At 39.1% G+C, this 25,795-nt stretch carries 22 protein-coding genes and 2 tRNA genes; 12 read left to right on the plus strand and 12 right to left on the minus strand.

Going from position 1 to position 25,795, the window contains the following annotated elements; all coding sequences use genetic code 11:
- Window positions 1-21: 21 nt before the first annotated feature.
- The 4 genes from B0B05_RS09685 to B0B05_RS09700 form a co-directional block, all read right to left on the minus strand.
- Complete coding sequence (locus B0B05_RS09685) at window positions 22-1,473, minus strand: LptF/LptG family permease (protein WP_076783452.1); 1,452 nt, start codon at window positions 1,471-1,473, stop codon at window positions 22-24.
- A 172-nt stretch (window positions 1,474-1,645) separates the two neighbouring features.
- Window positions 1,646-2,035 (minus strand): DoxX family protein, encoded by a 390-nt coding sequence (locus B0B05_RS09690; RefSeq protein WP_076783453.1) that lies wholly within the window; start codon window positions 2,033-2,035, stop codon window positions 1,646-1,648.
- Between the two features lie 210 nt (window positions 2,036-2,245).
- Entirely contained in the window at window positions 2,246-3,004 is a 759-nt protein-coding gene (locus tag B0B05_RS09695) for an NAD(P)-binding domain-containing protein (protein WP_076783454.1), read from the minus strand.
- Between the two features lie 368 nt (window positions 3,005-3,372).
- The gene (locus B0B05_RS09700) at window positions 3,373-4,071 is read right to left on the minus strand and encodes a DUF6261 family protein (RefSeq protein WP_076783455.1); all 699 of its coding nucleotides are present in this window, start codon (window positions 4,069-4,071) and stop codon (window positions 3,373-3,375) included.
- Between the two features lie 434 nt (window positions 4,072-4,505).
- On the opposite strand from B0B05_RS09700, the gene B0B05_RS09705 reads away from it, so the two are divergent.
- Complete coding sequence (locus B0B05_RS09705) at window positions 4,506-5,549, plus strand: toll/interleukin-1 receptor domain-containing protein (protein WP_159435868.1); 1,044 nt, start codon at window positions 4,506-4,508, stop codon at window positions 5,547-5,549.
- Between the two features lie 275 nt (window positions 5,550-5,824).
- Here the strand turns inward: B0B05_RS09705 and B0B05_RS09710 are convergent, their stop codons facing one another.
- Together B0B05_RS09710 and B0B05_RS09715 are read right to left on the minus strand one after the other, a co-directional pair.
- The gene (locus B0B05_RS09710) at window positions 5,825-6,205 is read right to left on the minus strand and encodes a hypothetical protein (protein ID WP_143745992.1); all 381 of its coding nucleotides are present in this window, start codon (window positions 6,203-6,205) and stop codon (window positions 5,825-5,827) included.
- A gap of 21 nt (window positions 6,206-6,226) precedes the next feature.
- Window positions 6,227-8,212 (minus strand): urocanate hydratase, encoded by a 1,986-nt coding sequence (locus tag B0B05_RS09715; protein WP_076783458.1) that lies wholly within the window; start codon window positions 8,210-8,212, stop codon window positions 6,227-6,229.
- Window positions 8,213-8,380: 168 nt separating this feature from the next.
- Between B0B05_RS09715 and B0B05_RS09720 the strand changes: the two genes are divergently transcribed.
- From B0B05_RS09720 to B0B05_RS09730, 3 genes are all read left to right on the plus strand, one after another.
- Window positions 8,381-8,668, plus strand: coding sequence for a rhodanese-like domain-containing protein (locus B0B05_RS09720; protein ID WP_076783459.1), 288 nt, complete (start codon window positions 8,381-8,383; stop codon window positions 8,666-8,668).
- Between the two features lie 131 nt (window positions 8,669-8,799).
- Complete coding sequence (gene mtgA / locus B0B05_RS09725) at window positions 8,800-9,447, plus strand: monofunctional biosynthetic peptidoglycan transglycosylase (RefSeq protein WP_076783460.1); 648 nt, start codon at window positions 8,800-8,802, stop codon at window positions 9,445-9,447.
- A gap of 17 nt (window positions 9,448-9,464) precedes the next feature.
- Window positions 9,465-11,492, plus strand: a complete 2,028-nt coding sequence (locus tag B0B05_RS09730) for a recombinase (protein WP_076783461.1) — start codon at window positions 9,465-9,467, stop codon at window positions 11,490-11,492.
- On the opposite strand, the gene B0B05_RS09735 is transcribed toward B0B05_RS09730, so the two are convergent.
- Window positions 11,470-11,766 carry a hypothetical protein gene (locus B0B05_RS09735; RefSeq protein WP_076783462.1) on the minus strand — a complete coding sequence of 99 codons (297 nt, stop codon included), beginning with the start codon at window positions 11,764-11,766 and terminating at the stop codon, window positions 11,470-11,472. The two genes, B0B05_RS09730 and B0B05_RS09735, sit on opposite strands and share 23 nt — an antisense overlap.
- Window positions 11,767-12,106: 340 nt before the next feature.
- Here B0B05_RS09735 and ychF point away from each other — a divergent pair, with 340 nt between their 5' ends.
- The 6 genes from ychF to B0B05_RS09765 all read left to right on the plus strand — a co-directional run bounded on the left by ychF (window position 12,107) and on the right by B0B05_RS09765 (window position 19,899).
- Window positions 12,107-13,198, plus strand: coding sequence for a redox-regulated ATPase YchF (ychF, locus tag B0B05_RS09740; RefSeq protein ID WP_076783463.1), 1,092 nt, complete (start codon window positions 12,107-12,109; stop codon window positions 13,196-13,198).
- 100 nt (window positions 13,199-13,298) lie between these two features.
- Window positions 13,299-14,075 (plus strand): TIGR00266 family protein, encoded by a 777-nt coding sequence (locus B0B05_RS09745; protein ID WP_076783489.1) that lies wholly within the window; start codon window positions 13,299-13,301, stop codon window positions 14,073-14,075.
- Window positions 14,076-14,232: 157 nt separating this feature from the next.
- Window positions 14,233-16,128, plus strand: a complete 1,896-nt coding sequence (locus B0B05_RS09750; protein ID WP_076783464.1) for a DNA topoisomerase IV subunit B — start codon at window positions 14,233-14,235, stop codon at window positions 16,126-16,128.
- Window position 16,129: 1 nt separating this feature from the next.
- Complete coding sequence (locus B0B05_RS09755; protein ID WP_076783465.1) at window positions 16,130-16,630, plus strand: hypothetical protein; 501 nt, start codon at window positions 16,130-16,132, stop codon at window positions 16,628-16,630.
- On the plus strand, window positions 16,630-19,212 hold the full coding sequence (locus B0B05_RS09760; RefSeq protein WP_076783466.1) for a DNA gyrase/topoisomerase IV subunit A: 2,583 nt from the start codon (window positions 16,630-16,632) through the stop codon (window positions 19,210-19,212). The genes B0B05_RS09755 and B0B05_RS09760 overlap by 1 nt, the downstream gene beginning before the upstream one ends.
- A gap of 45 nt (window positions 19,213-19,257) precedes the next feature.
- Complete coding sequence (locus B0B05_RS09765) at window positions 19,258-19,899, plus strand: rhomboid family intramembrane serine protease (RefSeq protein ID WP_076783467.1); 642 nt, start codon at window positions 19,258-19,260, stop codon at window positions 19,897-19,899.
- 186 nt (window positions 19,900-20,085) lie between these two features.
- On the opposite strand, the gene prmC is transcribed toward B0B05_RS09765, so the two are convergent.
- The 5 genes from prmC to B0B05_RS09790 form a co-directional block, all read right to left on the minus strand.
- Complete coding sequence (gene prmC, locus B0B05_RS09770) at window positions 20,086-20,985, minus strand: peptide chain release factor N(5)-glutamine methyltransferase (protein ID WP_076783468.1); 900 nt, start codon at window positions 20,983-20,985, stop codon at window positions 20,086-20,088.
- 64 nt (window positions 20,986-21,049) lie between these two features.
- On the minus strand, window positions 21,050-21,811 hold the full coding sequence (gene yaaA, locus B0B05_RS09775; protein ID WP_076783469.1) for a peroxide stress protein YaaA: 762 nt from the start codon (window positions 21,809-21,811) through the stop codon (window positions 21,050-21,052).
- A gap of 174 nt (window positions 21,812-21,985) precedes the next feature.
- Window positions 21,986-22,597 carry an L-threonylcarbamoyladenylate synthase gene (locus B0B05_RS09780; RefSeq protein WP_076783470.1) on the minus strand — a complete coding sequence of 204 codons (612 nt, stop codon included), beginning with the start codon at window positions 22,595-22,597 and terminating at the stop codon, window positions 21,986-21,988.
- A 126-nt stretch (window positions 22,598-22,723) separates the two neighbouring features.
- Window positions 22,724-22,799 (minus strand) — tRNA-Met (locus B0B05_RS09785).
- 227 nt (window positions 22,800-23,026) lie between these two features.
- Window positions 23,027-23,102, minus strand: a tRNA-Met gene (locus B0B05_RS09790).
- 221 nt (window positions 23,103-23,323) lie between these two features.
- Between B0B05_RS09790 and B0B05_RS09795 the strand changes: the two genes are divergently transcribed.
- Window positions 23,324-23,683: a BlaI/MecI/CopY family transcriptional regulator gene (locus B0B05_RS09795; RefSeq protein ID WP_076783471.1), complete on the plus strand. Its 360-nt coding sequence runs from the start codon at window positions 23,324-23,326 to the stop codon at window positions 23,681-23,683.
- A complete protein-coding gene (locus B0B05_RS09800) occupies window positions 23,683-25,770 on the plus strand; it encodes a M56 family metallopeptidase (RefSeq protein ID WP_076783472.1) in 2,088 nt (695 codons plus the stop codon). Before B0B05_RS09795 ends, B0B05_RS09800 begins: the two co-directional genes overlap by 1 nt.
- Window positions 25,771-25,795 lie beyond the last annotated feature (25 nt).

Raw genomic sequence — 25,795 nt, forward strand, 5'->3', positions numbered from 1 at the left:
TACTTTTGTTAGAGCAAGATCCTATTGATAACGCTGGTGTTCTTTCGGTTTTGAGAATCTCTCGACAAACGGTTTAAATAAAGCCCGGTATTTTTCTATATCAAACAGTTGAGAATCTGTCAGTGCCTTGTAAGTTAGCCAAATACTGAACGGAAATAATACAATATTAGGGATCCAAGTTGCTAAATAAGGATTGAGAGAACCCTTCCACGAGAGGTTTTCTACAGACAGGTTCAGGACATAGAAAATGATAAAAATAACGATGGCGATAATCACCGGCAGACCCATACCGCCTTTTCTGATGATCGATCCCAAACTGGCACCAATCAAAAAGAAAATAATACAGGTAAAGGAGTAAGATATGATCCGCTGCTGATAGATAACAATCTTGTTATGCTGTTTTACAAGATCATCAATGGCTCCCTGGTTAGACATTACGGCAGCCTTGAGGGATTCAATCTTATTATAGGCGCCCCACAGCACTTCCAACTTTTTAGGTTTCTTCAGCGTATCAATTTTATACGGCTGTGTTACTTTTTCTTTGGTTTTGGTCTTATCAATATACTGGACGTAATTGTTGGTCTGCGAGATAATAGGAGAACTTACAGATCCCATAATTGTCACATTATCTTTGCGGTTTTTCTCCAGCGTTTTAGCCACTTCTCCATAAGTCTGGAAGCGGTAATCGTCCGTTATTTTTTCGTTTTCAATCCCTTTGTTAATTAATTCACTAATATCAAAATGATTGACCAGACTATCAAATTTTACTGATTGGTTAGGTTGTTTTAGCCGCTCCTCATAAGATTTGTTAGACACATTATCCGTATAAACATAGCCGTCGTACAGGATTAATTTAAGATAATTACGGTCGACTGCCGGCGCAAATTTTCCCCGTTTGGCAATAATGGTTTGCTGATCATCATAAGTGCTGGCATTTTTATGCAGAAAAACACCTTCCAGTTTTTCGCCATTCTCGCCCTGTATTTTATCAAATTTTACCGAGTATCCTGAGATCTGATCTATAAAAACACCGGGCGTAAAATTGATAGCCGGTTTTGACGAGATAATATTAAACATCATATTTTTGGCCTTCCGCTGAAAATCCGGGATCACATTATTAGAAAATAAAAACAGAATGCCGGCCAAGATAGATACTGTGATAAAAAGGGGCATCATCACTCGTACCAGAGAAATCCCGGCAGCCTTCATCGCGGCCAGCTCATACCGCTCGCCAAAATCCCCAAATGTCATGATAGAGGAAAGCAGGATTGTAAGCGGAAGCACCATGCTTACTACGCTGATTCCCAGATAAAAAAGAAACTTGGTTATTTCCCAATATGTTAAGCCTTTCCCTGCCAGCTGCCCCATTTGTGTCCAGATAATGTTGACAATAAATATGAAAAACAATACACTGAAAATAAAAAGAAAGGGCCCGAAAAAGGTTTTGATGATATATTGATCTAGTTTTTTCAATTCAGAAATTTAGACTTCAAAAATACTGCAAAAAAAGCAATACAGAAATTGATTAAGGTAATTTTAGCAATTATTAATAGTTTCAAAACCAGATAAAAAAACTTTATGGTTTAATAAAAAATTCCGTCATGTAAAAAACAGGACGGAATTTTGTAATATTAATACAGTTCCTTTACTTTTTATCTGTTGATTTAAGAGCCCAAAATATTAGCAGCGGCTGCATAAAAAGGCGGGCAAACCGCCGCTGATCTGTATTGAGTCCAAATGCACTCCGGCGCTCTTTGTATTGGGTGTAGTTTCCCGGGAAAACGGCTGCAAAAAGACCTGCGGCCAGTTTTCCTACCAGCGATTCATATTTTTTAGGAGCCGCAATAATGGCTGTTCCCAAAGCAATCTCTACAACGCCGGAGTAGACCACGGTGTCATCCTTTTCCAAAGGCACCCATTCCGGAACTTGTGCCTGGAACTCTTTTCTGGCAAAGGTCAAGTGTCCGATACCGGCGGCGATGAGCATAGCGCCCAATCCGTATTTTGCAACTGTTTTGATGGTGTCTGATTTCATATTAAGATATTTTTAGTTATGTATTTGCCATAAGTTATCGCCGTATCTTATAGGAGTGATGCCACTTTTTGATAACTGAATCTAAGTTGGATGATTGCTTAATGATATTTCCAACCATGGCGATTCATAATGGATATTTTTGTAACAGACTCAATTATAGTTCCAAAAAATAAAATGTAAGTGTTAAATTGATGCTAATTCTTCCTGAGGCTAAAGATGAAAGTACCGCGGATCCGGATATTGGTATTCATAGCCTAATTCTGAAATCAGTTTTTCAGTAGAGATGGTTCTGCCTTTGGGAAATGCTTCGCCGCTGTACGGAAGGCCTTTTTGAGTATTAATGACCGCTTCTTTGCTGGGGTGCAGCGGGGCAGTTAGATTATACACCTGGGACTGCGAATGGTTGTGGAGCATTTTCTCAACCACCTTACATATATCAGCATAATGGATGTGGTTCACGGGCTGGTTGAGATTAGAAATATTATAATTTTTGAGCAGGCGCTGGTCGCCCATGAGCCCGGCCAATCTTAGGATATTGGTTTGAGGGAATTGCTCTAAAATAAATTGCTCACTCTCCACTTCGTCTGCCGGTTTATCGTCTTCGGAAAAATCTTGATCTGTTTGCGGATATACACCTGTTGAGCTGAGAAGGAAGAGCTGACCTTTGTAATCGCCAAGGAAATTGAGGAGGTTCTGGCGTTTGACATTCATCGGAATCTGTGCGCCCCGGATTCCGGAAAACGGAACGCTGATGATGATGGCATCCAGATCTTTGGCGGCTTCCCAAGTTGGCGTCTCAGCATCCAACTCGTTGGGGAAACTGACGAGAGTGGCGTGGTAGCCTTTGGTGTTGAGGTCTTGTGCTTTGGCAGGATTGGTAGTGGTGGCGAAGATGTGGTATCGGTCAGACAGTCTTTCCGCGATGTGATTTCCGAGCCAGCCGAAACCGATGATTCCTAGGTTTTTCATTGATTTATTTCGAGGCTTCAAAAATATCGATTTAATGTGTATTACAATGAATAAAAATTGTTTTTGTATCGTCGTTATTGAGAGAAGTGAGGCAACAAGGACGAAGCAATCTGTTCGGGATGACGTAATAAATTCAACAGATTGCTTCGTCTTGTCTCCACGCAAAGGCGCGCCATTATTTCGCCTCGTCAGTTCGAGTGTTTTTTCGAAACGAAGTGTAGAAAAAATGTATCTAGAACCCTTGAACTGACAACAAAACTATTTTTCAAAACCCAAACTTCTCGATACGTTCCGCTTCGCTGCGCTACTCGAGGTGACGGTGCATGCAAAGCAACAAAAAACTCAGCATTCCGCTGAGTTCTCATAATTTACACTGGTTTTTCTTCCTTCCTTTTGACATCAGAATTCTTCGCTGCCTTTACCAGCTCATTCGTATCGGTGTAGAGCAGTTCCCAACCCGGAACTTCTTTCATGACTGTCAACAGATTGAGATACGCTTTCAGGTTTTTCTCCAAATCTTTACGGATGGCAGAAGCACTCGACTGATTTCGGAGGTCTGCATTGGCGTCCGCCTGATCAGCAAAAATTGCTTCAAAATCTTCATGCTTTGTTTTCATTTCCGTGAAAGCAGGATTCAGGGAAAGAAGCGATATGCTCTGTTGTTTTTTCGGCGTTTCCAGTTCTTCAATCAGCTTTTTCATCTGAGCGGTTTGAGAGGAATAACTTAAACGGTCAAGATTCAGTCCGTACGTTTTGAAAACGTTGTACAAATCTTCCGCCGCCTGATAATTGGGTGCTGTCTGAAGTTTTCGGTAACCGTTAAGAAAAGCTTTTAGATTGGTGTAAGCGACATCTCTTTCGTGGTCTGCATGGGCAACATCTTGTCCTTTTCCGCTGTAGATTTGTTTGGTATAAACCAAATCGTATTCGTTGTAGGAAGTCTGCAAAGTTTCGGTAAGCGGATGGTTGGAAATCACAGGATATTTTCCTGACTGAATGTTGCTGATAATTCTCTGAGCTACAGTCGCAAGATTTTTGGTGCTCAATCTTACTAATGAAATTTTCATCGTTTAATGTGTATATTTGTTAAAAATGTATTAATTGATCAAAACAAATATAAATAATTATGCATTTAGCTTCAAACATTTTGTGGGAAATAAAATGCAGTCGCATGAAGTTCCCCGCAACCTGCTGGAGACTTCATGCAATTGCAGGAGGTTACAAACAAGGTGTTTTAAAGAAAATGCGGTTGCGGGAGATTTGTTTTAATATTGTTTATGAGTTCCCGCAAATGCGGGAGATCTAAACTAAGATTGTTTTGAATAGGAATATTTTGATACTTTAAGTCGCTGGCGCGAGCTTCAAGCTCTTGTCTTAAACTGTACGAACAAGATGCTCGCACCAGCGTGGCTAATTTATTGTTTCTTCTTATAGGATTGTTAATGTTTGTGAGAAAATAAGTCTGATTATAACTTATATTTGTGTACTTAAATATTTTATGATGAAAATATTCATATCTCACTCTTCTAAAAATTCGAAATTTGGACAAGCAATTGTTGATTTACTTTTATCTGTTGGTGTGAGTAGTAACCAAATAATTTTTACAAGTAATGATGCTTTTGGTATTCCAAATGGTAAAAATATATTCAATTGGCTTAAAGAAAGGATAACTGAAAAACCTCACGTTATTTATTTACTATCACCCGAGTATTATTCTAGTATTGCTTGTTTAAATGAAATGGGTGCAGCTTGGATAATTGAAAATCAGCACACGATTATTTTTACACCCCAATTCAATTCATCAAGCCCAGAATTTCAAAATGGAGCTCTCGACCCTAGAGAAATGGGTTTTAAAATTAATAATGTTGATAGAATAACAGAGTTTGTTGAGTCCTTAAAACAATATTATAGTATTTCTACTAATCCTGTTTTAATAAATCAAAAAATACGAAAATTTATTGAAGATGTAAATAATATTGAAAGTCAGAACATAATTAAGCCTATCACAAATAGATTTCGAGATGTCAATATTTCTGATAAAGAAAAATTAGAAAGCAAATTGATAAAAGAGCCATTAAAAAAAAGTGTTGAGCTTAAAACCGAATCTAATCAAGTAAATAAATTTTTCAAAGATCTTCAAGAAGATAAATTAAAAGATGAAGAAATTCTTCTTTTACATTATGTTAACGATACTGCACGATATAAGCTAGGTGTTGGATGGAAAAGCACAGGGGAAATTGAAAATATTAAAGTGTGGGAAGATGTTAATTCTTTAAATTCAAAATTATCAACAAGCTATGATGATATTATGCGTAGGTATGATTTTAAAAAATTAACTGAAGTTTCAGAATTTACAAGTAGTGGTAACCCGAGAGAGGTTATTCTCATTCCTGACTTAAGAGAATTGCTATTAGACCTACCTACGGATATTTTATCGCAAATCAAAAAAGTAGCTGATAGAAATCCAAAAATAATATCAAGTCCATCTCGAAATTTTGGATGGGTAGAGGAGGAGGAAGAAGAAGAGGAAGATTTACCTTTTTAATTATAGGTTTTGTTAAGTTAAAATAATAAAAACCCGCCTCACAGCAGGTTCTTCTATGTTATGTCATTACTAGCAAAGCGAAGTAATCTATTGGAGTTATCATGATCAATTCAACAGATTGCTTCGTCGTTCCTCCTCGCAATGACTTTTAAAACAAACTCTCGTCCACGAAATTCGGCAACGTTACTTTCAGATTCGGTTCAGCTTCCATTGCTCTTTTGATGGCGAAAACGGCACCTTCATTTCTTGCTCAGCTTCGTCGGGAAAAGCCTGCCTCACAGCAGGTTTTTATTATTTGTGAAAATATTTTTGATGATGTTCAGAAACAGAAAAATAAGTAAAAAATTCTGCAAGAAATAATCCCAGTGCATTTTAGAAATAACGCGAACATCTACCTGATCTTTGCCGATGTAATGAGCCATATCAAAAATCTGTCGCGGAAATCCATAACGCGTTCCACAATACATTCCGCTGCAGAATTTTTCTTGATAAAATGCGGTAAGTATTGTAATGAGAAAAGCAGGAATGATCATCCACAAATTGAAAATCTCCTTAAATTTTCTTCTTTTAAATTTCTGGAAAACCACATTCGCAATCAGCAAAATAATACCAAACAGTAAAAAATGCAGAAATGTAAATTGTGAATGAATATTCATAAAATAAGTTTCAATTTTCAATTATAGCAGATTCTCATCTACAAAATTCGGCAAGGTCACTTTCAGGTTCGGTTCTGCCTCCATTGCTCTTTTGATGGCGAAAATGGCGCCTTCGTTTCTTGCCCAGCTTCTTCGGGAGATTCCGTTGTTCACGTCCCAGAACAGCATAGATTTCAGCCTTCTTTCCGCATCATCACTACCATCCAGCAACATTCCGAAACCGCCGTTAATAACTTCTCCCCAGCCAACGCCGCCGCCGTTATGAATACTCACCCAGGTCGCGCCACGGAAACTGTCGCCAATCACGTTTTGGATTGCCATATCTGCCGTAAATCTCGAACCGTCATAGATATTGGAAGTCTCTCTGTACGGCGAATCCGTCCCTGACACATCGTGATGGTCCCTGCCTAAAACAACAGGCCCTATTTCTCCGTTTTTAATGGCTTTGTTGAAGGCTTCCGCAATCTTCATTCTTCCTTCGGCATCAGCATAAAGGATTCTCGCCTGCGAACCAACCACCAAATTATTTTCCTGCGCCCCTTTGATCCATTGGATATTATCTGCCATTTGCTGCTGAATTTCCTTTGGCGAATTTTCCATGATTTTTTCTAAAACGGTACAGGCAAGTTCATCGGTTTTCTGTAAATCTTCAGGTTTTCCGCTGGTGCAAACCCATCTGAAAGGCCCGAAACCGTAATCAAAACACATCGGCCCCATAATATCCTGAACGTATGAAGGAAATTTGAATTCTCTTCCTAAACCCGGATTTTCTGCCATCACATCAGCCCCTGCTCTCGAAGCTTCCAGGAGGAACGCGTTTCCGTAATCGAAAAAATAAGTCCCTTTTTCTGTATGTTTATTGATAGCAGCAACCTGTCTTCGCAGGCTTTCCTGGACTTTTTCTTTAAATAGTCCAGGGTTTTCCGCCATCATTTTATTGGATTCCTCAAAGCTTTGCCCGGCAGGGTAATAACCGCCGGCCCAGGGATTATGAAGCGAAGTCTGGTCGCTGCCGATATCAATTCTTAAATTTTCTTCATCAAATTTTTCCCAGACATCCACCACATTGCCGAGATAAGCCAGAGAAACGGCTTCCTGATTTTCCTGTGCTTTTCTGACTCTTTCAACCAATTCGCCCAGGTTTTCATGGATTTCATCCACCCACTTCTGGTCGTGACGGATTTTGGTGATTTTCGGATTGACTTCTGCAATTACCGTAATGCAACCGGCAATATTACCTGCTTTTGGCTGTGCTCCGGACATTCCTCCCAAACCAGAAGTTACAAATAATCCGCCTTTTGGCTCTTTTCTAATTTTTCTGAAGGCGTTCAGAACCGTGATTGTCGTTCCGTGAACAATTCCCTGAGGTCCGATGTACATATAACTTCCTGCCGTCATTTGTCCGTACTGCGAAACGCCCAACGCATTGAATTTTTCCCAATCGTCCGGTTTGGAATAGTTGGGGATTACCATTCCGTTTGTCACGACCACTCTCGGCGCGTCTTTGTGCGAGGGAAACAAGCCAAGAGGATGTCCGGAATACATTACCAAAGTCTGCTCATCTGTCATCTCCGACAGGTATTTCATCGTCAGAAGATATTGCGCCCAGTTCTGGAACACTGCGCCGTTTCCGCCGTAAGTAATCAGTTCGTGAGGATGTTGTGCTACCGCATAATCCAGATTATTCTGAATCATCAACTGAATAGCTTTTGCTTGCTGAGATTTCCCTGGATATTCTTCAATATTTCTCGCTTTCATCTCATAATCCGGACGAAAACGGTACATATAGATCCGACCGTATTTTTGCAGTTCTTCTTTGAATTCCGGCAATAATTCTGCGTGGAATTTGGGTTCAAAATAACGCAAGGCGTTTCTGAGCGCAAGTTTTTGCTCTTCTTCAGAGAGAATTTGTTTACGTTTCGGAGCGTGATTGATGTTGGGATCGTAAGGTTTTGGTTGTGGCAATTCGTTGGGAATTCCCTGCTGTATCTGCTGCTGAAATGTCATGAGACTGGTGTGTTGTTGTTATTTTTTTGGTGTTTAAAGATATTCAAAATAAAAAAAGTAAAAATAAAAAATGTCTCTCATTTTCTGTTGATCTTTTGGTGAGGGACTGTTCGTTTTTTGATTATTAATTGTAAGTTTGTTATGTAAAATCAATTTAAAATTTAGATTATGTCATTAGAAGATGTATTAAAAGCAGGCAATTATCATTTGATTGATGTTCGTGAGCCTCTGGAACTTGAGATGGACGGCAACATAGAGGAAGCCCAAAATATACCGTTGGGTGAGCTGGAAGACCGCAAGCAGGAAGTCTTTAACCTTGCGGGACCTATTGTTTTCTTTTGCAGGTCTGGAAACCGGTCTGGCAAGGCTGTAGATTATTTCAAGTCCGAAGGGTTGACTGAAGTGTACAATGGCGGTGGTTACAAAGATATTAAGGAGACTCTGGATAACTTATAAAGGCTGTCTTATTGCATGGCCAAGTCTTTTGCCTGCACTGGTGTATAATTGTTTTTCTGAGGATATTCTTTTGAAATATTTTCAGAAAAACTTTTTTTTGTTTTATTTTCGCTACTTATTTACGAGCCGGTATGTGGAGATTTATCAAAAGACTTTTCCTGATTCTTATTTTAGCCAATATCCTCTTTGTGGTGTTGGGTATATTTTTTAATCCACCAATTACATTGACACAGTTGGGCGGCCTAATCAAGTATGGCAAGCTGCAAAGGGATTATATCTCCTACGATGATATGGGCAGCAATATCAAAAAAGCAGTAATTGCCTCAGAAGATCAGACATTTTTTAATCATAACGGTTTTGATTACAAAGCCATAGAAAAAGCGATTAAAAAAAATGATAAAAAGGGAAAAGTTGTAAGGGGCGGAAGCACCATTTCTCAACAGACTGCAAAAAATATTTTTCTCTGGCAGGGCAGAAGCTGGTTTAGGAAAGGGCTGGAGGTTGTCTACACTTTTATCATAGAGAAAGTCTGGGGTAAGGATATTATACTGGAAAGGTACCTCAACTCTATAGAAATGGGGCAGGGTGTTTTCGGTATAGAGGCGGCTTCGCAGTATTATTTTGGGAAATCGGCTAAAGACCTTACCAAGAGCCAGGCCGCTTGGATTGCCGCAGTGTTGCCAAATCCCAAGAAGTATGATCCCAAAAAACCTTCCGCATATCTTAATAAAAAACACAACTGGATTATGCGCCAGATGAACAATATTGTTTTGAAATAACTACTTTTGTATCTGTTATGGCATTTAGATTTATAAAAAAAGAAAGTTTCAGCACAATACTAAAGCATTATTTTGGTGAGAAAAACGAGACTTTGTCCCTGAAGCCATTATCAGAGATTATCAATAGTTTAAAAAAAGAAGATCTCGGTGTTTTCACAGCTTATCTTAAAGATAATGAGGTGATTCGCCAGAATCTCACGTACTATATCCACAATATTTTCAAAGACAGGAGCTTTAATCTTTCTCTGACAGAGGCAGATATACTTTCAGAAAATGCTTTTTTCCCTGAATTCAAAAAGCGGCTGCTCAACAAGGTTTTGCCACCAATAGAGAACGAGAAAACTATTTGGTACCTCGTAGATACTGTGCTGGTAACCCCTAAAAAAGATCTTGAGTTTTTCCAGAATTCCTCAGAGGATAAGATGGATGAACTATTCAGGTTATTGAAAATTGATCAGTTTATCAACGATCCTAAAGTAAAAAAAGAGCTTCTCTTTTCGTTGAATATCCTGGCATGGCGTGTCATTGGCAATGCGCTGGATGTGGATGTTATGAAAATGGCGCCGGAATACCGCAATTTTGACAATCCGTTTTTGGCTTTGCAGGATGAGCTGGATATTCTCAACGCTGAGTTTAAAGCCAATCCCGGCTACCATTTGACTTCGGGGGATGATATATACAAGCAGACTAAGATTTACCTGGAGCAATGTATGGATTTTGTAAGTTTTGCTTTTAAAAATTCATCAAAATACGGCATCTCCAGCAAAACCAATCAGGCGTTGCTCAAGATCAGGCAACAACTAAATAGGATGTCTGCTATCGTCAAGCTTCTTGTGATAGATGATGCAGAAGATACTTTAATTAATTCTAAGCAGCTGTTCTTTAATATATTAAAATACAAATCGCATAAGAATAATCTTCGTGACCTTATCTCAGACAGTACCAGGCTGATGTCCCACCTGATTACCAATCATACTGCGGAGACCGGTACACATTATATTACCGCTAATCTCCGGGACTATATGGAAATGTTCTGGAAGGCCTCTGGCGGTGGTGTTATCGTGGGAGCGCTTTGTGTACTCAAGATGCTGTACAGCTATGTGCCATCCAGCGATTTTGCGCACGCTTTATTGTACTCTATGAATTATGCCATGGGATTTGTGATGATCTATCTGATGCATTTTACACTGGCAACCAAGCAACCGGCTATGACGGCGGCTACCATGGCAAAAGTATTGGCCGAAGGCAGCAACAAAAGTACATACAAGGATTTTGCCCATGTTGTGTCACAATTGTTCCGGTCGCAGTTTATCGCATTTGTCGGGAATGTCCTGCTTTCTTTTCCAGTCTCGTTGATAATCATCTATGGACTGGAGATTCTCTTTAAACAGAATTTTGCCTTTGAGAAATCAGGGAAACTGCTTTATGATCTTGATCCGTTTCAGTCCAAGGCGATTTTACATGCCTCCATAGCAGGTGTTTTTCTTTTTATCTCGGGTGTTATCTCCGGTAATATCAGCAATAACGCTGTATTTTACCAGATACCGAGGCGGATAGCAAAAAATCCTTTTATTAATTATTTCTTTGGGCAGCGCATTGCCAAGCGGTTATCTGTGTACTATTCCAGAAACTGGGCGGGTATCGTATCCAATTTTTGGTTTGGTGTGTTTTTAGGTGCTACAGCGCCCATCGGTTTGTTTTTAGGCCTGGATCTGGATATCCGCCACATTACTTTTGCAGCCGGTAATCTCGCTTTGGGGCTTTATGGGAAAGATTTTGTGGTCAGCTCCTACACATTTTGGATTTCGTTTGTAACCGTTTTTATCATCGGATTTTTCAATTTTGCAGTCAGTTTTGGGCTGTCTATGCTGTTGGCATTCCGCTCCAGAAAGGTTGAATGGAGTGAAGTGCGCGATATTTTCAAAGAGATTTTTCGTTATTTTATCAGCAATCCGCTGCGGTTTTTCTTCCCGCTAAGATCCATGTTGGATGCCAAAAGCAAGAAGATGATAGAAGATATCGCTACAAAATCAGGAGATCATTAATCAGCGATTCGTCCTTTAAGACTTCCTGGAATTTTTTCAGAAAAAAGGATTTTCTCATGCGGAAATCGTTTTTCAGCAATGGTGACTGGATACGCAATACAAGAACTTTCTCTTTCAGGTTGACACTGGTAATCTCTGCAAAAAGCGCATCAGAAAGATATTCCTGCAAAAAATCTTTGATTTCAAAAGCTCTCAGTTTGTCTTCAAAACCATATATTTTTGCAAAAGAATTAAGTAATTCCGAGGATTGAAATTCGCGTTTTTTTCTGGCCATGATTCTTCAGTTTGGGTGTGTCCCTTTTGATTTTGATAATTGCTGCAGTTCAGAAAATAGCTGGCGGGCAAGCAAAATCAAAACGGCCGGTCTGCGGCAAGTCGCTGTCCGCCTTCTGCGGACGAGCTCCAACAATTGCCTCCGCCCTCACACAGCTTTGCAAATATAGATAGATTTGGTTGATAAAAAACCAGCCAATGCGTGGATTTTTCGTCCGGAATAAAAATCAAAATTTACAAAACAAAATCAGTATCTTTGCGCACTTGAAATTCAATATTCAGTGTTAGCCATATCAAGGCTTAGCGCTGGACAGTCAACTTAAAACATTGAACTTTTAATTATGAAATGTGGAATCGTAGGTCTGCCAAATGTAGGGAAATCAACCTTGTTTAACTGCCTGAGCAACGCAAAAGCTCAGTCTGCAAACTATCCGTTTTGTACGATAGAACCTAACCTTGGAACTGTATCTGTACCGGATACGCGCCTTTTTGAGCTGGAAAAACTGGTCAATCCGGAGCGGGTTTTGCCTGCTGTGGTAGAGATTGTAGATATTGCCGGATTGGTAAAAGGTGCCAGCAAAGGCGAAGGTCTTGGTAACCAGTTTTTGGCCAACATCCGCGAGTGTGAAGCGATTATCCATGTGCTGAGATGTTTTGACAATGGCAATATTGTTCACGTAGAAGGTTCTGTAGATCCGCTTAGAGATAAAGAAATTATTGATATAGAGCTGCAGCTTAAAGATCTTGAAACCATAGGAAAAGCTGTTGATAAGGCTAAAAAATTTATAAAATCCGGTAAAAAAGAAGATATTCTGGCGTACGAGACTTTGCAAAACCTGCAGAAGTTTGTAGAAGACGGCAAAAATGCGAGAGAGTTTCCCGTGGATGATTTTACAAAAAGCATCATCGATGATGTTCAGCTGCTGACAAAAAAGCCAGTGCTTTACGTTTGTAATGTAGACGAAAATTCGATCAAAAATGGTAACAGCTGGATAGGTAAAATCGAAGAGATGGCTCAGAAAGAGAGCGCAGAGGTTGTAATATTGGCAGCACAGATAGAAGCTGATATCAATGAGCTGGAGACGTTTGAAGAGAGGCAAATGTTCCTGGAAGAACTTGGTTTGGAAGAGCCTGGTGTTAACCGACTAATTAGGAAAGCTTATGATCTTTTGAAACTTCAGACGTATTTCACCGCCGGTGTAAAAGAAGTAAGAGCCTGGACTATTGGCCAGGGGTGGACAGCGCCTCAGGCGGCAGGTGTTATCCATACCGACTTTGAGAAAGGTTTTATCCGCGCAGAAGTGATTGCCTATGATGATTTTGTGAATTATGGTTCCGAAGCAAAAGTAAAAGAAGCCGGAAAAATGAGAGTGGAAGGTAAAGAATATATTGTGAAGGACGGTGATATCATGCATTTCAGGTTTAATGTTTAGACTTGCCTTTAAAATTAAATTCAAACGCTTTCCGGAAACGGGAAGCGTTTTTTTTTGTAACAAAATTTTTGAAGAGAGAACTAATTGTAAAATCAAAACAATGAAAAATCACGAAATTGACTATAAGATCTATGGTGAAGAACTCCAGTGTGTGGAGATAGAACTGGATCCAAACGAAGCTGTGATTGCCGAGCCAGGCAGTTTTATGATGATGAATGACGGCATACGCATGGAGACCATGTTTGGTGATGGCAGCAATTCCGGGCTGATGAATAAACTCTTCACGGCCGGTCGCAGGATGCTCACTGGTGAGAGCCTTTTTATGACGGTTTTTACAAATATAAGCTCGCAAAAACGTCAGGTTTCGTTCGCCGCACCTTATACTGGTAAAATTATCCCGCTCAATTTATCAGATTATGGTGAGAAAATCATTTGTCAGAAGGATAGTTTTCTCTGTGCGGCAAAAGGCGTTTCCATAGGTATCGAATTTCAAAGAAAATTAGGGACCGGGTTATTTGGCGGAGAAGGTTTTATTATGCAGAAGCTGGAAGGCGATGGGATGTGCTTTGTCCACAGCGGTGGTTATGTGATGGAAAAAGAATTGCAGCACGGCGAGATTCTAAAGATAGATACAGGTTGTATCGTAGCATTTACACAGTCTGTTTCGTATGATATTCAATTCATTGGCGGGATAAAAAATACGCTCTTCGGTGGCGAAGGATTATTTTTTGCGGAACTCAGAGGGCCGGGCAAAGTATGGGTACAGACATTGCCGATCAGCCGCCTTGCCGGTAAAATTCTGCAGTATGGTAGCGGAAGCAGGAGAGAAGAAGGTAGTATCCTCGGCAAATTGGGAGACATCATCGATGGTAATTAGACAGATAAGAAAAATTAAGATAATTAAAAGCCAAGCAATTGTTTGGCTTTTTTTTGTTATTACTGAAAAATGAATACAAAAATTTTCAAATTAAAATCCATTTCGTTAAATTTGTGAGTTACTGGTTTTTAATCTCTTTTTTTTAAATCTGACTTATATGAGTGAAGTTAATTCTGCAAATTATTCCGAAGACAATATCCGAACGCTCGAACCTAGGGAGCACGTGCGATTGCGCCCCGGTATGTACATTGGGAAATTGGGAGACGGTTCATCTGTAGATGACGGGATTTATATTTTGCTGAAAGAAGTTTTGGATAATTCTATCGATGAATTCAGGATGAAAGCCGGAAAAAGAATTGATGTAAAAATCAAGGACGGAACGGTAACGGTCCGTGATTACGGCCGAGGAATCCCTTTGGGGAAAATTGTGGATGTAGTTTCTATAATGAATACCGGTGGGAAATATGATGATGGCGCTTTCAAAAAATCCATCGGTTTGAATGGTGTAGGTACAAAAGCGGTTAACTTTTTATCAACTTATTTCAGAGTAAAATCAGTTCGTGAAGGCAGAATGAGAATAGCCGAATTCCGGGAGGGAAGATTGGATATATTGCACGATGAAGCCGAAACTACTGAAAGAAATGGGACGGAAATTACCTTTGTCCCGGATAACAGCATTTTTGTCAACTTCAAATTCAGGAATGAATATGTTGAGAAAATGCTCCGTAATTACACTTACCTCAATTTAAGTTTAAAAATCTATTTTAACGGAGAAGTTTTTGAATCTCAAAATGGTTTGAAGGACTTATTGGAAGAAGAGATTGATGGCGAAATTGTCTATCCGATTATCCATATCAAAGATGAAGATATGGAACTGGCCATTACACATTCCGACAAATCCCAGTCTGAGACGTATTTTTCTTTTGTTAATGGGCAATACACTTCTCAAGGTGGTACGCATCTCAGTGCTTTCAAAGAAGCTTACGTAAAAACCATTAGGGAATTTTTCAATAAAAACTTTGAAGCCACCGATATTAGAAAAGCGATCATTGCTGCAGTATATATCAATGTTGGTAATCCGGTTTTTGAGTCCCAGACCAAGACCAAATTGGGTTCTACCACAATGGGGCAAGACAAGGATGGAAAAGAACTGGAGACTATTAAGACTTTTGTTATCAATTACTTAAAAAGTAAATTGGATAATTATCTTCACAAAAATCCAGAGATTGCAGAAGCTATTCATAAAAAGATTTTAATTTCAGAAAGAGAACGAAAAGAACTATCAGGAATCCAAAAATTGGCAAGAGAACGTGCTAAAAAAGTATCGCTTCATAATAAAAAACTGCGTGATTGCCGCCATCATTATAACGATCAAAAAGCTGCCAGGAAGTCTGAGACGATGATTTTTATCACCGAGGGAGATTCTGCGTCAGGCTCTATCACCAAGTCCAGAGATGTGGAAACGCAGGCTGTTTTTTCGTTGAAGGGAAAACCTCTAAACTGCTACGGGTTGACCAAGAAAATAGTGTATGAGAACGAGGAATTTAACCTGTTGCAGGCTGCGCTTAATATCGAGGAAAGCCTTGAGGATTTGCGTTACAACCAGGTGATTATTGCTACAGATGCCGATGTAGACGGGATGCACATCAGATTATTGATGATTACATTCTTTCTTCAGTTTTTTCCCGACTTGATAAAAAACGGGCATTTGTATATTTTACAGACACCACTTTTCCGGGTGAGGAACAAAAAAGAAACAAGATATTGCTATTCTGATGCAGAGCGCCTGAAAGCGCTTAATGAGCTGGGGAAAAACCCGGAAATCACAAGGTTTAAAGGTTTGGGCGAGATCTCACCGGACGAGTTTAAGCATTTTATTGGTAAAGATATCCGGCTGGAACCTGTTGTAGTGGGCAGGGATCAAACCATAGACCAGTTATTGGAATTTTATATGGGTAAAAACACACCGGACAGGCAATTGTTTATCCTGGATAACCTTGTGGTTGAGGATGATAGCGAAATTGATAAGAAAAAAACTTTAGAATCAGCATAACATGCGACTCAGTAACAGAGAAAAAAAACCGTTTTACAGTTTTATCTACTCATTGGGAGGAATTATTTTTTTGCTCGGCCTCATTGCATATATTTTGGAGATCAGCAAATTTGATGTTTTTGGGAGTAGATCGTGGATATTACTGATTATTCCTTTGGTTTTATTTGCCTTTCTGTACCTTTTGGGGCGCCCTATTTTTGAATACGACAGCGATGGCGAGGCTCTTAATTTCAGAAACAGTCATATCCTCTACCTGCTTGCAAAAAAAGATGCCAGGGATGAATTTCCCAAATACAAAATAATAAAGTATAACATTATAAGTGTTTTGTTTTTCAAAAGGTTATATGTATATATTCTCAGCAAAAAAAATCAGGTTATCATTCTTAAATATGAGATTTCTTATCTTAACAGAAAACAGATCGAAGACCTGAAATTTTCATTAAATAAAGTTGTCAAATACAATTCAGAAAACCAAAAGCAGGATAATACAGTTACAGATTAATGGAAGAAAGTACACACAACGAAGAAAGTTTGAAAAAAGTCTCCGGACTGTATAAAGATTGGTTTTTGGATTATGCCTCGTATGTTATTCTGGACAGGGCAATCCCTTCTATTTTTGACGGTTTCAAACCTGTTCAGCGCCGTATCATGCACTCGATGCGTGAGCTGGAAGACGGACGTTATAACAAAGTAGCCAATATTGTCGGGAACACTATGAAGTACCACCCACATGGGGATGCCTCTATCACGGATGCGATGGTACAGCTTGGCCAGAAAGAATTATTGATCGATACCCAAGGGAACTGGGGAAACATCTATACAGGTGACTCTGCGGCGGCAGCAAGATATATTGAGGCAAGGTTAACACCCTTTGCGCTGGATGTTGTGTTTAATCCAAAAACCACGCACTGGACAAAATCCTACGACGGGCGAAATAATGAGCCGGTGGATTTACCTGTGAAATTCCCGCTTTTGTTGGCACAAGGCGTAGAAGGGATCGGTGTAGGGTTGTCTACCAAGATTATGCCGCATAATTTCAATGAATTGATTACGGCTTCCATTCTTTATCTCAAAGGTAAAAAATTTGAACTTTATCCTGATTTTCTTACAGGCGGTATGTTGGATGTTGCCGGCTATAACGATGGTAAAAGAGGCGGTAAAATCAGGGCAAGGGCAAGGATTTCTCAAAAAGAAAAACATACGCTGACCATTACAGAACTTCCTTTCTCCAAAAATACAGGTGACCTGATAGACAGTATTCTTAAGGCTAATGAAAAAGGGAAGATCAAGATTAAGAAGATAGAAGATAATACGTCGGATAATGTGGAGATCAACATTCATCTGCATCCCGATGTCTCTCCCGATAAAACGATTGACGCACTTTACGCCTTCACAGATTGCGAAGTTCCGATTTCTCCGAATGCCTGCGTGATTGTTGGTGATAAACCAATGTTTCTATCGGTTTCCGAAATTCTAAAACATAATACAGATCATACCGTTTCACTGCTTAAAAAAGAATTGGAAATTGAACTTCACGAGTTACAGGAAAGTTGGCATTTCTCATCTTTGGAGAGGATTTTTATCGAGAACAGGATTTACCATGATATAGAAGAAGTAAAATCCTGGGAAGACGTTATCAGTACCATTGATGAAGGGCTGAAGCCGCATACGGCGCATCTTCTGAGAGCCGTAACAGAGGAAGATATCGTGAGGCTTACAGAGATCAGGATCAAGAGGATTTCCCGTTTTGATCTTGATAAGTTCAAAGAAAACATTCTCGCGTTGGAAGGTAAGATTGAACAAGTTAAGCATAATTTGGCTAATCTTATTACTTATGCCATAGATTATTATACTAATATTCAGAAAAAATATGGTAAAGGTAAAGAGCGGCGAACCGAATTGAGGATTTTTGATACCATTGATGCCACAAAAGTAGCCGTTGCCAACGAAAAATTCTATGTCAACCGCGAAGAAGGTTTCATTGGGACCTCCCTCAAAAAAGACGAATACCTGTTTGACTGTTCGGATATAGATGATATCATTACTTTCCAGAAAGACGGAACTATGAAGGTGGTAAAGGTAGAAGCCAAAACTTTTATCGGGAAAAATATTGTTCACGTAGCAGTCTGGAAAAAGAATGACAAGCGCACAGTGTATAACATGATCTACCGGGAAGGTAGGGAAGGACCTTTTTATATGAAACGCTTCTCTGTAATCGGCGTTACAAGGAATACGGATTATAAACTCGCTTCTGACAAAAAAGGATCAGAGATGCTTTACTTTTCTGCTAATCCCAATGGCGAGGCCGAGCTTGTATCGGTACTGCTAAAACCCAATGCGAGAGTCAGAAAGAACAAAATTGATATCGATTTTTCTGAACTGGCAATCAAAGGGCGGGACTCCAAAGGGAATCTGGTAACCAAATATGCCGTGAAAAAAGTAGACCTCAAAGAAGAAGGCGTATCGACTCTGGCACCCAGAAAAATCTGGTTTGATGACTCTGTAAGGCGTCTGAATGCCGATGGCCGGGGAACGTTGCTTGGCAGTTTCAAAGGAGATGATAAGATTTTAACCATCAATTCTCAGGGAGAAGCCAAACTCGTTTCTTTTGATCTCATGAATAGGTTTGATGATGACTATCTGATCCTTCAGAAATGGAATCCGGAGCAGCCTATTACCTGTATCTACTTTGATGGTGAAAAAGACAAATACTTTGTAAAGCGTTTCCTTTTGGAAGCGACGCCCAATATCCAGACATTTTTCGGAAACGAAAATCCAAAATCCTTCATCGAGTTTGTCACCACAGATGCTGGCGCGAAGGCAGAAATTATATTCCCGAAGATCAAGGACAGGCAAAAAGATCCGGAGATTGTAGATTTAGATGAGTTCATCACCGTAAAGGGGATCAAAGCGATCGGGAACCAGTTGACCAAAGATAAAGTCAAAACCATTAACATCACCATTCCCGAACCGCCGGAAATTGTAGAAGAGGAGATAGAAATAGACATCAGACCCGCCGATGAATCAGATGAAGAAGGCGGAACCATTGGCAACCTTTTTGACGAAAACACCGAATCAATATAACCCGGATCTGAACTCCGAGGCTGACAAATAATAGCATTAACAGACATGAATATCGTATTAATCATTATAATAGCAATCACTTGTATCACAAGTTACATCGGTTTCCAGAAACCGGAAATTTTCCAGAAATATAAATTTGAAGTGGGCGCCATCCAGCGCAGGAAAGAATATATAAGGCTTCTATCCGCAGGATTCCTTCACGGTGACTGGATGCATTTGTTTTTCAATATGTTAACGCTTTATTTCTTCGCGCCCATTGCTATCTATGGCTTTGGCGTCGTTGGTTTTCTGATCATTTATATCGCATCCATTATTTTGGGCAATTTGTTTTGCCTTATCGTTTACAAAAACGTTCCGTTCTATTCGGCAATCGGTGCCAGCGGCGGCGTTTCGGGCGTATTGTTTGCGGCTGTCGCGCTCGCTCCCAAAGAGATAGAGGTCAACTTTCTTCCCGGCTATTTATTCGGGGCCTTGTATTTTGGTTATTCCGTATATATGATGCTCAATCCACGCGCGCATGACAATATTGGTCACGCTGCACATTTGGGCGGCGCATTTTTCGGATTGGTTTATGCGGTGGCCGTTTATCCGCAGGTAGCGATGCAAAATGCAGTTTACCTGGGTATTATGGCGTTGCCGCTCATTTATTTGGCTTATCAGATTTTTGTGAATAAAAGAATTGGATAATTTTTTAGAAGCACAGGGTTTCGGGTTCTTTCCACATTGGTAACCCGCTGTCCACTGTATCTTTTGTTTTGCTGCTCGGTCGGCTCCGCTTCGCTCCGCCGCCTCGCGCAAAACAAAAGGATGCCGTTTCCATCGGGGCTAGATCCACGCGGGGTTGTTCATTCAACATTCCGAGCTCGCAGTTATTTATTTTTTTACACAAATTATCCGGTCATTTCCCGATATATCCTTCAATAATTCAGAATACGCAAATTGGCTGTATAATTCCAAGGTCTCTTTTCCTAATTTCTGATTGATTTCAAGAAAGATTAAGCCGTTTTCAGCAAGGTGTTTTTCAGCATCTTCCGAAATCTTTCTGTAAAAAATCAGCGCATCAGAAGTGGGAGAGAAGAGCGCCAAATTGGGCTCAAATCCTTTTACAGAATCTTCTATTTCTACATTCTCTTCAATCCCAATGTATGGCGGATTGCTAATGATAATGTCATACACGTCATCAAGCTTCTCATTCAAATAATCTTTTTGAATAAAGCTGATTTCAGTTTGGTGAAAATCAGCATTTTTTTTGGCCATTTCCAAAGCATCTCTAGAAATGTCGATGGATGTGACTTCTGCTTCCGGAAAATACTTTTTTAGGATAATCGGTATAATGCCGCTTCCGGCTCCGATATCAAGAATTCGAAAATGTTTGTTAGTTGTTGGTTGTTGGTTGCCAGGCTGAGGCTCTCTAAGCCTTTCCTGATTCTTTTTACGTGATTCTTGCATTTTATTGATGGCTAATTCCAGCAATTCTTCCGTTTCCGGTCTGGGAATCAAAACTTGATCGTTAACAAAGAATTTCATTCCAAAGAACTCGGTTTCGCCCAAAATTTGCTGGAAAGGTTTCCCTGTTTTCAGTTCAGAAATGGCATCATAAAATTGGTTTGAGTCACTTTCAGCTAAGCCTTTTTCAAGATTTTGCCGCAGTTCAATTTTATTGAGTTCAAGAAAATGGCCGCAAAAAATAACGAACAATTCCTCAATCTCAGATTTTGAATAGAGTTCGGAAAGTTCTTTTTGAAAAAGTAGTTTGATCTCGGAAAGCTTCATCCCTAATTTAATTTATAAATCCAACATCTGTTATCTATCCGTCAATTATCTCTCAATATCAAATCTATCTCGTGAAAACCAGTTTTGTTTCCGAAGATAATTTTTCGTCTAACAGATAATTTTCGTAATTGAAGGCTTTCAGTTCATCCAAAGTCTCAACTTGATTTTCGGCACAAAAACGCAGCATCAGTCCTCTTGCGTGCTTGGTATAAACAACAATTGTTTTCAGTTTTCCATCAGGTTGGATTTGCTTAAAATCAAAATCAACAACTTTGGTTTTCAGTTTTTTCCGGTCGATGACTTTTCCGTATTCGTTGCTGGCAAGGTTAATGAGGAGTTCGTTTTTCTTGAGTTCAGAATTGAGCTGGTCAGTCACTTTTTCTGTCCAGAAGGCATAGAGGTTCTTAAAAGTATCAAATTGAAATGGGCGTCCCATTTCCAAACGATACAGCATAATTTTATCAGACGGTTTCAGAAGTCCGTAAAGTCCGGATAAAATCCTGTAATTCTTCTCAAGATATTTTACCGCTTTTTCATCCAGGGTTTTTGCGTCCAAACCTCTGTAAACTTCACCTGTAAAGGCAAACATAGCCGGTGCAGAATTTTTGGCAGTTGGTTTAGCGGACCATTTTTGGTTGCGTTCCCAGTTTTCATCCGCCAGTTTTGGAGAGATCTCCATCAATTCTACCAAGAATTTAGGTGATTTCTCTTTTAAAAACGATTGTATCAATTCTGCATCTTTGATGAATTTGGGTGTTGTAGTTTTTAGTAATTCTGTAGAGTTTTCTACATTCATCAGTTTGGCAGGCGATGTTATGAATTTCATTTTTGTTACTGCTTATGTCAAATGTTGTTATGCTTGTTGAAATTACGTCCGGACTTATCTCATTATTTCTATCTGAATCTACAAATCTCAACTCTTCGATTTGAGCGGAACTCACTTTTTGCGGCTATGCCGAACAAAAAGAGTGGGAGCCGAAGACGGAAAAGATACCAATAATTACAAAATCCCTTTCCCTTGTCGGATGATTTCCGGTTCGCCGGTAGTCAGGTCTACGATCGTGGAGGCGTTGTTGTCGCCATAACCGGAGTCAATAACAATGTCTACGAGTTTGTCATATTTCTCGGCTATCAGTTCCGGGTCTGTAGAATATTCCAAAATTTCGTCATCATCGTGAATGGATGTAGATACAATCGGATGTCCCAATTTCTCAACCAGCATTTGGGGAACAATATGATCTGGGACACGGATTCCCACGGTTTTCCGGCCTTTATAAGTGGTTGGCAGATTTCTGTTGGCTTCCAAAATAAATGTAAATGCACCGGGTAAATGGTTTTTCAGAAACCTAAAAGTTGATGTCTCGATAGGTTTTGTAAATTCGGACAGGTGGCTGAGATCGTTACAGATAATAGAAAATTGGTGTTTGTCCAGCTTGATCCCTTTGATCTGTGCCAGCCTTTCCATCGCTTTGTGATTATAAATATCACAGCCGATAGTGTAGATGGTATCCGAAGGATAAATAATGACACCACCGTTTTGTAAAACTTTTACAGCTTCGTCAATCAAATTTTCTTGGGGATTTTGCGGATATATTTTTAGGATTTTTGCCATAACCAAATTTACGAATTTATTTAAAGAATTTGATAATCAATTAAAAACCCTTTCTGCGGAGCCGAATTTTTAATGGGTTACAGTATTTATAAAAAAAAGAGAATCAAAAAATTGATTCTCTTAGTTTGGTTGCGAGGACACGACTCGAACGTGCGACCTCCGGGTTATGAGCCCGACGAGCTACCTACTGCTCTACCTCGCGATATTGTTCTGCAAATATACGATATTTTCTTTACAAGTCAAGTTAATTAGTGTTTTTATTTTTTACTGAGGTATTGAATTCTAAATTTCCGCAGATTAAACAAAATTTTACAAATAAGAATTCTGATTAATTCGCAAAGTCTGTGAAAGGATATATTAATTAATTCAACAGGTGAATTTGTAATTTTTGAAAAAAAAAAGAGAATCAAATAATTGATTCTCTTAGTTTGGTTGCGAGGACACGACTCGAACGTGCGACCTCCGGGTTATGAGCCCGACGAGCTACCTACTGCTCTACCTCGCGATATTGGATTGCAAATGTAAGGTAATAATTTTAGTAAGCAAGCTTTATTTTGGTTTTTTTACTAACTTAGTGAAATTAATTATTTTAATGACTGTAAATCAATTGGTTATTATTTTTAACGCCTTTTAACTATAAAAATAGTTGTACAATAAAAAAATAATTCTACATTTGTATTACTAAGTTTTTAGTGATATAAGATTGATTGTTTAAAGTAAAAGAAAATGAATAAGTTAACCAAAGCAGAAGAACAGGTGATGCAATATCTTTGGCAGATAGAGAAAGGATTTTTAAAAGACGTTTTAGAATTGTTTCCTGAGCCAAAACCGCACACCAATACTATCTCTACCATTCTGAAAATACTGATGGAAAAAGGTTTTGTGAATTACAAGACGTTTGGCCGGCAGCACGAGTATTTCCCTATTGTGAGTAAAGAAAGTTATAGTGGCCGGTCTATCAGAAGCCTGGTTAAGAATTATTTTGAAGGCTCTTACACCAATGCTGTTTCGTTTTTGGTAGAAGAAAATGAAATCAGTGTACAAGATCTGGAACTCTTATTAAATGAACTTAAAAATAAGGAATAATGGAACCTACGCTATTGTATCTGGGCAAAGTTATCATCTGCTCTGCAGTGATGTTTGCTTATTATCTGCTTTTTTTGAAGGATAAAACTTTTCATCATTACAATCGGTTTTACCTGCTTTTGTCGGTTATTATAAGTCTGGTTTTGCCGCTTATAAAGGTTTCGTATTTCACGATAGAGACCAATAAGAATTTGTATGTGCTGCTCAGCCAGTTTAATCAAAATCAATTACAAACAACTGCGAACTATGATATCACTATTTATTCGATTTTTTATGCAATTACTGGAGTGGTTTCAGTCGCTCTTTTAATCCGCCTCATTATAGGGATTTTAAAAATCAATTCGATGAAAAACAAGTTCCCGAATGAAACAATCCGGGGAATCAATTTTTATCAGACGAACCTTAATAACGCACCTTTTTCATTCTTCAGAAATCTGTTCTGGAAGAGATCAATAGAGATCAATTCTCCTGTGGGGCAACAGATTTTGAAACACGAGATGGTGCATATAGAACAGAAACACAGCTGGGATAAGCTCCTGATGCAAGTTGTAAAATCCATTTTCTGGTTCAACCCTGTGTTTTACTTTATCAGCAAAGAAATCAATCTTATTCACGAATACTTGGCGGACAAGAAAGCGGTGAAAAAATCGGACACCAAAGCATTTGCACAGATGCTGCTGGAGAGTCATTTCTCTGGTTCGGTTTTACCTGTTACAAGTCCGTTTTTATCTTCTAACCTCAAAAAAAGACTTACAATGCTTACAAAAAACAAAACCAAGTACAGCTATGCACGCAAACTTTTTGCGCTGCCGATTTTATTTTTGATGGTATTTGCCTATATGGTGAATGCTAAAAATATAGAGATCAAAGAAACCAACAAAGCCATAGAGCTGGCGGTAGAACAGTTAAAAACGGATACTATCAAACCTTCCTCTACGGTTGCATTAGACAGCTTGGCAAAAGATCATCAGTCCAAACTGAAAATGCACGGCGATGCGCTGCAGGAGGACAATCTGAAGATTGCTGCACTAAGTAAAAAAATTAATGAGAAAAGCCAGCAGTTGAAAGCTCTGTCCAAGGCTAAGAAAACGGATTCGCCGGAATTTGAGGCGCTGGAAAATGAAATTGATCAGCTTGGCACCCAAATAGACGGGATTGTCAGTTCTGACAATTTTAAAATTAATCAAAAAGAATTAGAAAAAAATGCTGATGCTATTGCTAAAATCTATGATTCGCCGGAGTGGAATAAAAGGTATGCTGACATAGAGAAAAAAGCCAATTCCCCAGAATTCAAAAAGAGGATTGCAGATGCGGAAAAACGTGCCAGGGAAACGGAAAAGATGCTCAATTCGCCGGAGTTCAAAAAGAGGATTGCTGATGTAGACAAGCGCGCTAAGGAAGCGGAAGCGAGAGTTAACTCACCGGAGTTTCAAAAAATGATTCAGGAAGTGCAAAAAAGAGCTCAAGAAGTGGGTGATAAATTTGGTAAAATCTATACGGATGAGCAGTTTCAGAAAATGATAAAAGACCAATATGGCAAAAATGCGTTCTCTGATGGGACTGTCTCTTACGGCCGGGTTCCTACGAATGAAGAACTTAAAATAATGAGAGATCTTCCCAGCAACTTTACTTATAGTTTTTCAGATGATTTCTTTTTCAATAATGCAAAATCTCATCTGACTCTTAAAGAGCTTAGAAAGCTGGAGAAAAAAAGAAAGGAGCTTAAGGAAAAACAAAAAGAATTGCAGGAAGATCAGAAAAAACTTTGGCTAAAACAGCAGGAGTTAAATAAAGAAATGTGGCAGAACCGTCCCAGGACTATCAGTTTTAAGTCTCTATCGGATTCTCCCAGGTCAAAGGTTTCTAATGTCAATGTTTTTACAGCACCACAAAGGGTAAGCAGGTCGAATCAAGTGATTATCCTTGATAATGATGGGTTGGCTTCCAATGATAATTTAACTAATATCTATATCAATGGGAAGTTGACAGATAGAGTAGAAATACAAAAAATTGACCCTAATCTGATTTCATCAATGAGTGTCATTAAGAATGAAAGTGGCAAGTCTATCAGTATCATTACCAAGTAATCCAATTTTTATTTTCATAACACTT

Origin of the sequence: Epilithonimonas bovis DSM 19482 (genome assembly GCF_900108115.1) — a bacterium.
Lineage (GTDB): Bacteria > Bacteroidota > Bacteroidia > Flavobacteriales > Weeksellaceae > Epilithonimonas > Epilithonimonas bovis.